Origin of the sequence: Streptomyces sp. NPDC093089 (assembly GCF_044754405.1) — a bacterium.
Classification (GTDB): domain Bacteria; phylum Actinomycetota; class Actinomycetes; order Streptomycetales; family Streptomycetaceae; genus Streptomyces.
In genome coordinates this window covers 24,423-37,032 of sequence record NZ_JBIVPA010000023.1, presented here as the reverse complement: position 1 = coordinate 37,032, position 12,610 = coordinate 24,423, and the positions used below count along the sequence as shown (strand labels likewise).

17 protein-coding genes and 1 tRNA gene are annotated in these 12,610 nt (G+C 71.9%); 3 read left to right on the top strand and 15 right to left on the bottom strand.

Annotation, left to right across the window (positions count from 1 at the left end; genetic code table 11):
• The first annotated feature begins 28 nt into the window (after nt 1-28).
• Nucleotides 29-985, top strand: a complete 957-nt coding sequence (gene rlmB / locus ACIQFX_RS36955) for a 23S rRNA (guanosine(2251)-2'-O)-methyltransferase RlmB (protein WP_402472472.1) — start codon at nt 29-31, stop codon at nt 983-985.
• 106 nt (nt 986-1,091) lie between these two features.
• Nucleotides 1,092-2,726, top strand: coding sequence for a DoxX family membrane protein (locus tag ACIQFX_RS36950; RefSeq protein ID WP_402472469.1), 1,635 nt, complete (start codon nt 1,092-1,094; stop codon nt 2,724-2,726).
• Nucleotides 2,727-2,798: 72 nt separating this feature from the next.
• On the opposite strand, the gene ACIQFX_RS36945 is transcribed toward ACIQFX_RS36950, so the two are convergent.
• The 3 genes from ACIQFX_RS36945 to ACIQFX_RS36935 form a co-directional block, all read right to left on the bottom strand.
• Nucleotides 2,799-3,515, bottom strand: coding sequence for an NDP-sugar synthase (locus ACIQFX_RS36945; RefSeq protein WP_402472466.1), 717 nt, complete (start codon nt 3,513-3,515; stop codon nt 2,799-2,801).
• A gap of 151 nt (nt 3,516-3,666) precedes the next feature.
• The gene (locus ACIQFX_RS36940; protein WP_402472464.1) at nt 3,667-4,077 is read right to left on the bottom strand and encodes a hypothetical protein; all 411 of its coding nucleotides are present in this window, start codon (nt 4,075-4,077) and stop codon (nt 3,667-3,669) included.
• A gap of 257 nt (nt 4,078-4,334) precedes the next feature.
• Nucleotides 4,335-5,432 (bottom strand): ABC transporter ATP-binding protein, encoded by a 1,098-nt coding sequence (locus tag ACIQFX_RS36935; RefSeq protein ID WP_402472461.1) that lies wholly within the window; start codon nt 5,430-5,432, stop codon nt 4,335-4,337.
• Between the two features lie 181 nt (nt 5,433-5,613).
• Here ACIQFX_RS36935 and ACIQFX_RS36930 point away from each other — a divergent pair.
• Nucleotides 5,614-5,690 (top strand) — tRNA-Thr (locus tag ACIQFX_RS36930).
• Between the two features lie 76 nt (nt 5,691-5,766).
• Here ACIQFX_RS36930 and ACIQFX_RS36925 read toward each other — a convergent pair.
• From ACIQFX_RS36925 to ACIQFX_RS36870, 12 genes are all read right to left on the bottom strand, one after another.
• Nucleotides 5,767-6,927, bottom strand: coding sequence for a tyrosine-type recombinase/integrase (locus ACIQFX_RS36925; RefSeq protein WP_402472459.1), 1,161 nt, complete (start codon nt 6,925-6,927; stop codon nt 5,767-5,769).
• Nucleotides 6,927-7,115: a helix-turn-helix domain-containing protein gene (locus ACIQFX_RS36920; RefSeq protein WP_402472456.1), complete on the bottom strand. Its 189-nt coding sequence runs from the start codon at nt 7,113-7,115 to the stop codon at nt 6,927-6,929. The genes ACIQFX_RS36925 and ACIQFX_RS36920 overlap by 1 nt, the downstream gene beginning before the upstream one ends.
• On the bottom strand, nt 7,112-8,515 hold the full coding sequence (gene repSA / locus ACIQFX_RS36915) for a replication initiator protein RepSA (RefSeq protein WP_402472453.1): 1,404 nt from the start codon (nt 8,513-8,515) through the stop codon (nt 7,112-7,114). Before repSA ends, ACIQFX_RS36920 begins: the two co-directional genes overlap by 4 nt.
• A 5-nt stretch (nt 8,516-8,520) precedes the next feature.
• Nucleotides 8,521-8,703, bottom strand: coding sequence for a hypothetical protein (locus ACIQFX_RS36910; protein WP_402472451.1), 183 nt, complete (start codon nt 8,701-8,703; stop codon nt 8,521-8,523).
• Nucleotides 8,704-8,796: 93 nt separating this feature from the next.
• A complete protein-coding gene (locus ACIQFX_RS36905) occupies nt 8,797-9,348 on the bottom strand; it encodes a GGDEF domain-containing protein (RefSeq protein ID WP_402472449.1) in 552 nt (183 codons plus the stop codon).
• A gap of 5 nt (nt 9,349-9,353) precedes the next feature.
• On the bottom strand, nt 9,354-9,587 hold the full coding sequence (locus tag ACIQFX_RS36900; RefSeq protein ID WP_402472447.1) for a hypothetical protein: 234 nt from the start codon (nt 9,585-9,587) through the stop codon (nt 9,354-9,356).
• A 1-nt stretch (nt 9,588) separates the two neighbouring features.
• A complete protein-coding gene (locus tag ACIQFX_RS36895) occupies nt 9,589-9,906 on the bottom strand; it encodes a SpdD-like protein (protein ID WP_402472444.1) in 318 nt (105 codons plus the stop codon).
• Nucleotides 9,907-9,919: 13 nt separating this feature from the next.
• Nucleotides 9,920-10,075, bottom strand: coding sequence for a hypothetical protein (locus tag ACIQFX_RS36890; RefSeq protein ID WP_402472441.1), 156 nt, complete (start codon nt 10,073-10,075; stop codon nt 9,920-9,922).
• 20 nt (nt 10,076-10,095) lie between these two features.
• Nucleotides 10,096-10,284 (bottom strand): mobile element transfer protein, encoded by a 189-nt coding sequence (locus ACIQFX_RS36885; protein WP_402472439.1) that lies wholly within the window; start codon nt 10,282-10,284, stop codon nt 10,096-10,098.
• Nucleotides 10,285-10,290: 6 nt separating this feature from the next.
• A complete protein-coding gene (locus ACIQFX_RS36880; protein ID WP_167348151.1) occupies nt 10,291-10,467 on the bottom strand; it encodes a hypothetical protein in 177 nt (58 codons plus the stop codon).
• 19 nt (nt 10,468-10,486) lie between these two features.
• Nucleotides 10,487-11,182, bottom strand: a complete 696-nt coding sequence (locus ACIQFX_RS36875; protein ID WP_402472436.1) for a DUF2637 domain-containing protein — start codon at nt 11,180-11,182, stop codon at nt 10,487-10,489.
• 75 nt (nt 11,183-11,257) lie between these two features.
• Nucleotides 11,258-12,610: an FtsK/SpoIIIE domain-containing protein gene (locus tag ACIQFX_RS36870; protein ID WP_402472433.1), complete on the bottom strand. Its 1,353-nt coding sequence runs from the start codon at nt 12,608-12,610 to the stop codon at nt 11,258-11,260.

Here is a 12,610-nt window from a genome sequence, read left to right as displayed (position 1 = left end):
TGTACGTCAGCAGAGGAAACAGGTAGTCATGGCCGGGAACAGCCAGCGCAGGAACCGTCGCACGTCGAACAAGAAGGGTGCGACGGTCGGCAGCGGTGGCCAGCGGCGCAAGGGCCTCGAAGGCAAGGGCCCGACCCCCAAGGCCGAGGACCGCAAGGGCCACAAGGCGTTCCGCGTCTCCAACGCGATGGCCCGGCAGGCGGCCAAGCGCAAGCCCGTCGCCCGCCGCGGCGGCAAGGGGACGTCCGAGATGGTCGTCGGCCGCAACCCGGTCTTCGAGGCCCTGCGCGACGGCGTGCCCGCCACGACCCTGTACGTGCAGCAGTTCATCGACAACGACGAGCGCGTGCGCGAGGCCCTGAACCTCGCCACCGGCCGCGGCAACATCAACATCATGGAGGCGCCGCGCCCCGAGCTCGACCGGATGACGAACGGCCTCAACCACCAGGGCCTCGTCCTCCAGGTGCCGCCGTACGAGTACGCGCACCCCGAGGACCTCGCGGCGGCCGCGTACGACGACCACGAGGACCCGCTGATCGTCGCCCTCGACGGCGTCACCGACCCGCGCAACCTCGGCGCCGTCGTCCGCTCCGTCTCCGCCTTCGGCGGCCACGGCGTCGTCGTCCCCGAGCGCCGCGCCGCCGGCATGACCGCCGGTGCCTGGAAGACCTCGGCCGGCACCGCCGCCCGCACCCCGGTCGCCCGCGCCACCAACCTGACGCGCTGCCTGGAGGCGTACCAGAAGGCCGGCATCACCGTCGTCGGCCTCGCCGCCGACGGCGACCGCGAGGTCCACGAGCTGGAGGAGCTGGGCGGCCCCGTCGTCATCGTCGTCGGCTCCGAGGGCAAGGGCCTGTCCCGCCTGGTCGGCGAGACCTGCGACTTCCTCGTCCGCATCCCGATGCCGGGTGGCGCCGAGTCGCTCAACGCCGGTGTCGCCGCGGGTGTCGTGCTCTACGAGGCGGCCCGCCGCCGCATGGGCTGACCTCGCACCGGTAGCACCCCGGCCCCCGGCCGCGGCGTGATCTTGACGGGCCTCGGACATTATCGAGCTGTCAAGGCAGTGTCCTAAACCCAGATCACTCGGTTAGATGAGTGTGGACACCAGAACGCCCCGGCCGGGGTTCGACGATCAGCCCGCGCTGAGCATGGTCAAGGTGGATTCCGATCCCGCCCAGGTGATCGTGAACCACGCCAGCTTCCGTGTGCGGCTCGCGCCGGCCCCGCAGCCCAAGTTCGGCGCCGGTGCCCGCACCGCCGCCCTGTCCGGAGCCGCCGGAGCGGGCGCCCCGCGCCGCCGCCCCGTCGTGTGGACCGGGAAGTCCGCACCGGGCGCGACCGGCCTCCTCCAGGCCGTGCGCGAGTCGTCCGTCTCCACGCTCGAACCGGCCGTCGGCCGTGGCGGCCGTGGCGCGCACGGCGGTCACGCGGGCCTTCCCGGACACCCGGGCCTCCCCGGTAGCTCCGGCCTCCCTGGTCACTCCGGTCACGACGCCGGTGACACCCAGGCCATCCCGCGCATCGACACCACGATGCCCACCCCCGTGGTGCCCGCCGACTCCGCGCCCCTGCTGCCGCCGATGCGCCGCGCCGAGGGCGCCTACGACGACGTCTACGAGCTCAGGACCGAGGCCGCCGAGGCGTACGACCAGGACGCGCCGCACACCCGCGCGGCCCAGCGCCACGCCAACGACTCCGTCCGGCACGCCTACTACCCCGGCCGCCGGATGAACCTCGGCGTCGTCCTCCTCCCGCTCCGCGTCTTCCTCGGCTTCATCTCCATCTACGCGGGCATGGGCAAGCTCTGCGACCCCGTCTACTTCGACGGCGGCGAACGCGGCTCCATGGTGAAGTGGCTCAACTCCCTCCACCCCTGGGCCCTCGCCGAACCCCTCCGCGACTTCGCCCTCCAGCACCCCGTCGGCGCCGGACTCACCGTCGCCTTCCTCCAGGTCGTCGTCGGCGTCCTCACCGTCCTCGGACTCTGGCAGCGCGCGGCCGCCGTCGTCGGCGCCCTGCTCTCCGCCGCCCTCCTGCTGACCGTCAGCTGGAAGACCGTCCCGGTCTACGACTCCGCCGACATCATCTACCTCGCCGCCTGGTCCCCGCTGGTCATCGCCGGCGCCCCCGTCTACTCCCTCGACGGCCGCATCGCAGGCGAGGCCTGGCGCACCCTCGGCCCCCGCGCCGACCTCTGGGACCTCCGCCGCCGCGTCATCCGCCGCAGCACCCTCCTCGCCTCCGTCGTCGTCGGCCTCACCCTCCTCATCGGCTCCGTCCTCGGCGGCGCCGTCCGCTCCACCGAGATGGTCACCGTCCCCGGTCCCAACGACGACCCCATCAACCACCTCCCCGGCCAGCCGCTCCCCACCGAGCCGCAGCGCCGCTCGCCCTCCAAGAGCGCCTCCACCGCGCCGAAGCCCGTCGAGACCAGCGAGCGCCCCGCGGAGCGCGAGGCGACGCAGGAGGCCACCCGGCCCACCGAGACCCGCCGGTCCACCCGTACGCAGAGCCCCACCGCGACCCAGGGCAGCAGCACGGGCGGCGGCAGCCGTACGCCCACCCAGTCCAAGCCCGCGCCCCCGCCGTCCACCAGCGACACCCCGTCCGGCAGCGGCGGCTCGTCGAGCGGCGGCACCGGCGACTCCACCGGCGGCAGCACCCCCACCGAGAGCGGCTCGACCTCGGGCGGCGCCCGGAACCCGATCGGCGGCCTCCTGGGCTGACACGGAGTACGTACGGGAAAGGGCGGCACCGCATCCAGTGCGGTGCCGCCCTTTCCCGTACGCGAACGGCCGTCAGGTCCGCTGTGCGGCCAGCTCCTTCGCGGCCTCCGTGAGGTCCTTCGCGGTGTCGATGGCCCTCCAGTACGCCCCGTGGGGCAGCGGATAGCCCGCCAGGCGGCGCTCTCGCGCGAGACGGGGGAAGGTGGTCCGCTCGTGGTCCCCGAGGTCCGGGAGGAGCCCCGTGAAGGCCGCGGAGAAGACGTACACGCCGGCGTTGATCAGATACGGCGACGGCGGCGCCTCGATGAAGTCGGTGACGTGCCCGAAGTCGTCCGTCTCCACGACGCCCCACGGCATCCGCGGACGGGCCAGGGCCAGCGTCGCGTCGGCCCCCCGCTCCGCATGGAAATCGGCCATCTCGCGCAGCGAGAAACGGGTCCAGATGTCGCCGTTGGTCGCGTACCACGGCTCGTCCGGCGCGGGCAGGTGCGCGGCGGCGTACTTCAGGCCGCCACCGCGGCCCAGCGGCTCGGTCTCCACGACCGTCGTCACCTTGAGGGGGAGGTCGGCGCCCGCCAGCCACTCCTGGAGCACTTCCGCGAGATGGCCGCAGGACACGACGACGTCTGTCACGCCCTCGGAGGCCAGCCAGGAAAGCTGATGGCCGATGATCGGGGTCCCGGTGCCCGGGATCTCGACCATCGGCTTGGGGCGGTCGTCGGTGTACGGGCGGAGCCGCGAGCCCTGGCCGCCCGCCAGGACCACGGCCTGCGTCGGAGAGGTGTGCATACGGGGAACCATAGGCGCCCCGCCCGAACCAGGTCCTTCAGCACGCTGAACCGGGCCCGAAGGGCCGAAGGGCGATCCGCCCGCACGCGTACGGCGGGTGGGCGTCACGCGCGGGGGTGTTCAGCGTGAGGGTGTCTCGGCGTGAGGATGTTCAGCCGGCGCGCATGACGCCGGTCGCGTACGAGGTGTCGCAGACCGGGCGGGAGTAGGACTGGGCGCGGGAGGGGCCGTAGTGCTCGACGGCGGCGCGGCCGAGGGCGCGGGCGATCGAGAAGCAGTGCTTCGCGAGCGACGGCCGGTTCTCCACCTCGCGCTGGAGGTGGGTGAGGGCCGTGCCGGGGTCCTTCTCCTGGAGTTCCGCGAGGAGCTGGTCGCGCAGGACATCCTGCGGAGCACGGGACTTGGCCCGGACGGAGGCCCCCGAGGAGGACGCCGTCAGCTGGGTTCCGGAGTCCTGGCCCGCCCACGGAACCGCGGACACCGCGAGCGTGCCCGAGAGCACCAGGACGACGGGCAGGACGAGGGCGAGGGAGCGGCCGATTCGGCGGGCAGTGTGCGTCACGGAGGCGAGCGTAGCGGCCGGTAGTGATATGGCGACATTTAGTCACTCTCGCGAGGGATGGTTCGAGGTGTCTTTTCGAATCCCGTGTTGACGCGGCGGCCCGGCGCCGGCCCCGAATGCCGGGGTTTTCCGGGGTACGCCCGTTGTGGACCCCCCGCGCCCGCTTAAACGGATGGCCCCGCATCTGCAGCAGATGCGGGGCCGTCCGGTACTACCTGAGCGCTCGGGGGACATCCGGGCGCTCAGGGGCGGGTGTCTCAGTCGCTGAGGCGTGCGCCCGTCGAGGTCGAGAACACGTGCAGCTCGTCGGCGCGCGGCACGACGTGCAGCGTGGTGCCCTTGGCGGGGACGTCACGGCCGCCGACGCGGACGACCAGGTCCTTGTCCTCGCCGCCGACGCGGGTGGAGCCGTACACGAAGCCGTCCGAGCCGAGCTCCTCGACGACGTTGACGGTGACGGCCAGGCCGTCCTTGCCCGTCGGGCCCTGCACGTCGAAGTGCTCCGGGCGGACGCCGACCGTGACCGTGGTGTCGCCGTTGGCGGCCGCGGCGGCGATGGCGTCGCGGGAGACGGGGACGACGCTGTTGCCGAACATCACGCCGCCGTCGGTGATCGGGACCTCGACCAGGTTCATGGCCGGGGAGCCGATGAAGCCGGCGACGAAGAGGTTCGCGGGGCGGTCGTACATGTTGCGCGGGGAGTCGACCTGCTGGAGCAGACCGTCCTTCAGCACGGCGACGCGGTCGCCCATGGTGAGGGCCTCGGTCTGGTCGTGGGTGACGTAGACCGTCGTGATGCCCAGACGGCGCTGGAGGCCCGCGATCTGCGTACGGGTCGACACGCGGAGCTTCGCGTCGAGGTTCGACAGCGGCTCGTCCATGAGGAAGACCTGCGGCTCACGCACGATCGCGCGGCCCATGGCCACACGCTGGCGCTGGCCACCGGAGAGCGCCTTCGGCTTCCGGTCCAGGTACTCGGTCAGGTCGAGGATCTTCGCGGCCTCCTCGACCTTCGCGCGGATCTCCGACTTGTTCACGCCGGCGATCTTGAGCGCGAAGCCCATGTTGTCCGCGACGGTCATGTGCGGGTACAGCGCGTAGTTCTGGAACACCATCGCGATGTCCCGGTCCTTCGGCGGCAGGTGCGTGACGTCGCGGTCACCGATGCGGATCGCACCCGCGTTGACGTCCTCGAGGCCCGCGAGCATGCGCAGCGACGTCGACTTGCCACAGCCCGACGGACCCACCAGCACGAGGAACTCGCCATCGGCGATCTCGATGTCCAGCTGGTCGACGGAGGGCTTGGTCGCGCCCGGGTACACCCGAGTCGCCTTGTCGAAAGTGACGGAAGCCATGGTGATGTGTCCCTTCACCGGCAGGAACGTGCCGGACGATCCGAGTAAAGGAAGGATTGAGGTCTAGTCCACCCAGGTGAACTCCCAGTGACGCTACCTCCCCCCGCCCGATCTGTCAGCCCTCTCCCACCCCCGTATTCCCCACCCCCCTCCCTCCCCCGTTCGTTACACTGCACTCGCTGCCTCCTTAGCTCAGCTGGCCAGAGCACCGCTCTTGTAAAGCGGGGGTCGTCGGTTCGAACCCGACAGGGGGCTCCAGGTAGGAACGCCGAAGACCCCCAACCGATCATGGTTGGGGGTCTTCGACATCCACGGGTGACATCAACGGAAGCGGTCAGGGGCGGCCGGGCCTGGGCTTCCGTCGCTGGAGGAGCCGGTCCATGTGGCTGATGGCCTCGCGCTGCGTCTCCTGGACGACGTGCGTGTACACGTCCATGGTCAGGCTGATCTGGCTGTGGCCGAGGATCTCCATCACGACGCGGGGCGCGACGCCGGCCGCGGTGAGAAGCGTGGCGCAGCCATGCCGGGCGTCGTGGAGGCGGATGGGGCGGAGGCCGGCCGCCTTGCTGACGCGGACGAAGGAGCGGTGGACGTTGCGGGGCTCGACAGGGCGGCCGGTGCGGGTGGCGAAGACGTAGCCCGTGCCCGACCACTCCGTACCGGCCACTTCGTACGCCGCTTTCTGCCGCATCCGATGCCAGCGCAGGGGAGCCAGGCACATGGCGGGGAGCGGAATCGCGCGGGAGCGACGCCCCTTGGTCTCGTCGTTGTAGAGCACTCCGCGACGACGCTGAACCTGCTGGCGGACCAGGAGGACGCGGTTGTCGAGGTCGATGTCGCTCCAGCGCAGGCCGACCAGCTCGCCGCGGCGGAGACCCATGGCGATGGCGAGGACGAAGGCCGCGTACAGCGGGTCCCGACGGGAGGCCGCGAGGAAGCCGAGCGTCTCGTCGAGAGACCACGGGCTGAGATCGCGTACGGCGGCCCTGGGCGGCTCCACGAGCTTGGCGACGTTCCGGACGATCAGCTCCTCCCGGCAGGCGGCGGAGAGTGCCGTACGCAGCACGCGGTGGGATTCCTTGGCGGTGGCCGCAGTGGTCTTCTTCTCCAGCTGAAGGAGGAAGCGTCGGACGTCCGGAACGCTGAGGGACTCCAGCCGCTTCGTGCCGAGCATGGGGGAGAGGTAGAGGCGGACGTGCGCCTCGTACTTGTCGTACGTGCTGAGTTTGCGGCGCGGCTGGACGACGCTGTCCAGCCAGTACGCCAGCCACTCGGAGAGCTTCGCTGAGCGGGTGGGCACAGGGGTGCCACTCGCGACCTTGTCGAGGAGCGCGCGGCGCTTGGCGTCGCACTCGGCCCAGGTCTTGCCGTACGCGAACTTGCGGGCGCGGGTGCCGTCCGGCTGGAGGACGTAGACGGCGGCCTGGAAGCGGCCGTCCTTCCGCTGGGTGATGGTGCCAGCCCCGTTGGGGTTGCGCTTGCGCTGGGTGGCCATCAGGCGGCCTCCTCGATCTGGTTGTCGATGAAGTCCCGGATGGCGTCGGCGGGAACGCGGCGCGACCGGCCGATGGTGAGGGAGACCAGGCGGCGGGAGCGGATGAGGTCGTAGACCGTGGAGCGTCCGAGCTTGAGTCGCGCCATGACCTCGGGCACGGTCAGCAGTTCAGCGGTAGCGGTGGTCATGCCAGTTCCCCTTCCAGTTCGGACAGTTCGGTGCCGATCTCGCGGGCGTGTTCGCGGTTGTGCTGGATGTCGCGGCGGATGTTGGCTGCAAGCCAGGACTCGCCCGGGGTGGTGCCGTGGCCGGCGTAGGCCCAGTGGGCGACGACGAGGAGGGTGGACTCGGGGTGCTCGTCTGGGTCGGGCAGGCCGAGGGCGGTGCGTTGCTGGGCGGCGCGGTAGTCGGCGCGGACCTGGCGTAAGGCGCCGAGGGTGGTGGAGTAGGCGCGGGATTTGGTGGAGAAGTGGCCGCGGAAGCCGAGCATGTGGGCCCACGTGCGAAGGCGCCGGTCGGGGTAGGCGGCGTCGAGGTCCATGCAGGCTTCCATCAGGCGCCGGGGGTGGTCAGGGACGTCGAGGAGGATGAGGGCTTCCTTGTTGCCGATGCGGTGGTCGACGGAGCCGGTGGTCTCGGCGGCTTTGGTGGCGTATTTGGCGACGTAGGCGGCGACGGCCTGTTCGGTGAGGTCTTCGCCGTGGCCGAAGGCGCCGATGGGCTGGACGTCGAGCTGGGTGCCCCAGGTGAGGGTGAGGTCCTGGCCGATGCCGTAGGCCGGGGCGGCGGGGACCACGACCTGGACGCGTGCGGCGGCGGCCCGTATTGCGTCGGTGAGCAGGCCGAGGGTGGCCCAGGCCGGGGGCGGGGTGGCTGGCCCGTCCGGTCCGTCGAAGCGGATGACAGCGTGGAAGTGAACGGCCCCACGCTTTTGGTACTCGGCGACCTTGCCGAAGGAGACGCGGGACTGTTCGCGGGCGGCTTTCTGGGTGAGGCCGGCGCGGGCGGCGATTTCACGGCGCAGGTAGATGGTGAAGTACCGCCACAGCTCGGAGGCGTGGTTGTTCCACAGCACCGCGCCCGCGTAGTCGTACGTCTCGGGGTTGAGGGGCGTGCCGAGTTCGGGGGCGTCCTCGGCGTGGCGGGTGCCGCAGTGGCAGGGCCGGGTGCCGGGCCGGTTGTGCACGGGGCCGAACGACGGGGCCGTGAGCGTGGCGAAGACCCGGGGGTGGTCCCGGATGGTCTCCGGGGTGCCCTTACCGGGATCACCGGTGAGGCCGGCGCGGATCAGGTGGTAGGTGTCCCCGGCGTAGGTCCAGGCGCAGGAGGGGCAGCGGGAGGCGCGGCGGTTGCCGCACGCGACGCGCAGGACGCCACCCGGTTCGGCGTCGGTGTTGTAGGCGTGCAGCACCGTCTTGGTGGCGGGGTCGAGGGTTTTGGTGGCGCCGGTGAGGCGGATGGGGGCGGTGCAGCCGCCGGTGCGGCGGAGTTGTTCGGTGAGGCGGTCGAAGCCGGGGGACCCGGCCAGCCGGAGCAGGTCGCTCAGGGTGGCCGGGTCCAGGCCCGCCGCGGTGGCGGTGTCAGTCAAGGCGGTCACTTCCCCGCGTGGGCGAGGGAGGCCGGGGCGGTGCGGGTGCCGGTGCCCTGGCAGCGGGGGCAGGCGGCCGCGAGGGTGCGGCGCTGTCCGTCGGGGGTGAGGGCGCCGGTGGTGATGTGGACGACGGGGAAGCCGTCGCAGTGGGAGCAGACGCGGGCGGCGGGGGTCTGGGGCATCATGGGCTGTCCCTTTCGGGTCCGTTGGATCTGGAGTGGGGTTGAAGGCGCCCGGGGCGGCGGAAGTTTGGCGACCGAGGCCGTCCCGGGGGCCGCTTAGCGTGTGTTGTTGCGCCTGCCGTGCCCCTTGTCCGCGTACATCGCCGCGTCGGCGGCCGAGAGCGCGTCGGTGAGCAGCGGGACCGGGAGTTGGTCGCGGTGGCAGTGGCCGACGGAGGCGGAGACCCGCAGGGTCCGGCGGTTGTGCGTGACCGGCTCGGCGAGTGCGGCGCGCAGGGCGAAGAGGCCGGCGGTGTGGGCGGGGTCGGTGACGATGGCGGCGAACTCATCCCCGCCGAGGCGGGCGGCGATCCCGTGCCGTCCGCACCAGTCGGCCAGGCGCCCGGCGGTGGTGGTGAGGACGGCGTCTCCGGCGGCGTGGCCGTGGGTGTCGTTGATGGCCTTGAAGTCGTCCAGGTCGATCAGGAGGACGAGGGCGCCGGTGTGCTTGGCCAGCAGGTGGTTGGCGCGGGTGGTCCATCCGGCGCGGGTGTGCAGGCCGGTCAGGGGGTCGCGGCGGGCGGTGGCCAGGCGGCGCAGGAGCAGTCCGCCGTGCAGGGCCCAGCCGAGGGCCGGTAAGCCCGCGGCGGCAAGAGTCTGGGTGTCCATGGTGGTCACCGGCCCCTGCGACGGTTGGACTTGATGGGCGGGATGGCGTCGTAGGCGTCGCGGCCCTGCTGGAACGAGGCCACGTCGGAGTCGCTGACGCCGCTCGTGCCGAGCTGGCGGGTGATGCGGCCGACGGTCTTGCGGTCGCCGTGGCGCTTGGCGATGGCGTACTCGCGGCCCAGCTCGGCCATCTGCGGGTTGGCCGGGGTGTCGTGGGACTTGTGGCTGAACAGGCCCATGTCAGTGCTTCCTTTCCTGGTTGAGCAGGGACTTGAGGACGACGGCGCACACCGCGACGGACACGCCGGTGATGGCGACCGCGAGGAGCATGGAGACCAGGACGGCGCCGACGACCAGGACGACGGCGCCACCGCCGGCGGCGAAGGCGAGCGCACTGCCCGGGGTGAGCTGCACCGAGGTACGGGCCGGGGCGACGGGCACCGGGGCCGGGGCCGGAACCGGGGCGATCGGCTCGATGTCGGTGGTGGGGGTGGGCTGGATGAGCGGGGTGATGTGGCCGGTCGGGAGCGGGTTGACCGGGACGTGCGGTCGGAGCATGACGGGTGTCTCCCTACTTGGTGATCGGGTCGATGAGCGGGGTGAGGAGGCTGTCGGCGAGGAGGTAGCCGCCGAGGAGGATGACGGCGACGAGCCACCAGGGCGGGCGGATGAGCTTGATGCCGAGGCCGCCGACGACGATCAGGGCGAGCCAGAGCGGGACGTCCATGACGCGGAACTCCTCAGTGGTCAGCGGGGGTTGCAGCGGTGGGTGCGGGCGGCGAGTTCGGCGGCGGCGCGGGTGTTGTAGTCGGCGGAGAAGTCGCAGCCGGGGGCCGTGCACACGGCGGTGTGCTTGGTCCGGCCCCGGCCGTCGTGGTGGGTGCCGATCTGCACCGGGCCGATCTTGATCACGTGGTGGAAGCGGTTCGGTCGCATGGTCGGTCAGACCTTTCCGACGAAGTCGTTCGTGTGGTCGTTGAGCCACTGCCGGATCTCGGAGAGTTCGTCATCGGTGGCCCGGTTGAACGCGGCCTCCGCAAGGGCGACGGCTTCCACGAACTGATTGCTGCGGGTCAGCTCCGCAGAGCGTTCGAGGGCGGAGCGGATGGACGGACGCATGAGCGGTCTCCTCTTGGGGTCAGGCGAGCTGGAGGGCGATCGAGTCCGCGAGGGCGGCGGGCACGCCGTGGCGGGTGCGGAGGGTCTCCGCGTCGATCGGGCTGCCGGTCTGGGCCCGGTGGGCGTCCGCGATCTTCTGGGCGTGGGCCAGGAGAGCGGGCGGGACGGCGACAGCGGGCACCGAAGGAGCAGGCGCGGGTTCGGGCTGCGCTTCCTCCGGTGCGGGTTCCGCCTGAACGTCCATGGGTGGTTCGGCCGGCGGGAGCTCGGGTGCCGGTTCCGGGGCACGTTCGACGACGAGGTCGACCGGCGGTTCGGGCTCCGGCACGGGGACGGGTTCCGGTTCGGGGATGGGGTGGGGTGCGTGGGCGAGGAGGGTGCCGCCGAGGAAGGCCAGGGCGGGCCACCCGGCGACGAGGATGCGCAGCCAGTCGGGGACGTGGTTCATGTCGAGGAGTCCGGCGGTGGCGACGTTCGCGCCCAGCGAGGCGATGAGGGCGATGGCGAACCACAGCCAGGCATCCCGGTTGGCACTGTCGGTGCGCATCCGGCGCCAGGCGGCGACCAGCAGCAGGTCGACGGAGACCGGATAGGCCCACGCCTTCCAGCCGTCCTGACCGGCCGCGGCCGCCAGGTCGTGCAGATGGGCGAAGGACAGGGCCCCGGCGATGACGGCCTGGATCAGTACCGCGTCGAGGCGAAGGGTGCGGAACACGGGTTACCTCCTTTCGGGCATGGGGGAGGTAGGGACCTGGCGTGAGACGGTCACGCCGACCGAGGGGGCGGAGAGTTATGCGGTGGCCGGACTCGGCTTCACCAGCGGAACCGGCACCGCAGCGGCGTCGGCACCCGGGACGACCGGGCGGAAGTCCGCGAGGGCGGGCAGGTCCGGGGTCAGGTGCGCGTGCGCGGCGCAGATCGCGGCCGCTTCGGCAGCGGTGAGGGCGGGGGTGCGGATGCGGGACCAGCCGCCGGAGGTGTCCCCCGCAACCGCGACGCCGGGCCGGTCGGGCGGGATCGTCAGCACGGTGACCACCGCGTCCGGGGCGATGTCGCCCACACCCATCTCGGCGGTCTGCTTGTCGTTGACCCGGTGCACCGTCCGGCCGGTCAACTGGGCGCGCAGGGCGGTGGCGCCCTTGCCGAGGTCGGAGCCGAAGCGCTGCCCGCACACCTCCAGGAAGATGCCCGCCGCACGGGCCATCTGCCCCAGCCGGATCAGCTGGGTGACCATCCGGTCCCGGCGTTCTTCGTCCTTCTTGGTGGCGACCAGGAAGAGTTCGGCGACCTCGTCGACCAGGACCACCACCGGGGCCGGCCGGACGGTGTCGGGCAGAGCCCAGATGTCGCCGACCCCGTGTTCGCTGAGCAGGTCGAAGCGCTCTTCCATCTCCCCGACCAGCCCGTCCAGGAGGCCGTCCGCCTCCTCCGGAGTGATCGCGAGAGCGGAGAGGCGGGACGCGTAGCCACGCTGTTCCACCCCGCGCTTGCAGTCGATCCCGACCAGGGCCACCGGCAGCCGGGCCAGCCCCGCGACCAGGTTGCGCTGGTACATCGACTTGCCCGACTGGTTCGCACCGAGGGTCAGCGCGTGCGGGACCTTGAGGTAGTCCCGGACGAACGCGGTGCCGTCCTCCCGCAGAGCGACCGGCACGGTCATCGGCCCGGAGGGAACCCTGCGTCGGGGCATCCGGACGCGCCGCAGGACGTCGTAGCCGGTCATCCGCAGCTCGACGAACCCGGGCTTGGTCTCGATGACGTTGACGGAGTGGACGCCCCAGGCGTGCCGCAGCCGTTCGGAGGCGGCCATCACGTCGGCGGGCTCCAGTCCGGCGGGGAGCCGGAGGGTGACCCGCAGGCCGGTCGAGGTGACCCGGAGGCGGCGGACCTTCGGCGGCACGGGCTGGACGTCGGGGCGGCGGGCGACATTGCGGACGAGGAAGGCCCGGAAGCGGGAGGGCTGCACCGTCAGCCCGCACACGTCCATCGTCGAGCGGTAGGTGATCGCGAACCGCGTGGTCGCCACCGGCAGACCCACCAGCGACCAGAACACCCGGGGCGCGCGGACCTTCGCGTACCCGAGACCGCCGGCGGTTCCGGCGAGCGGGAGGCCGACCTCCCATAACGTCGCGAGGTCGGTCAT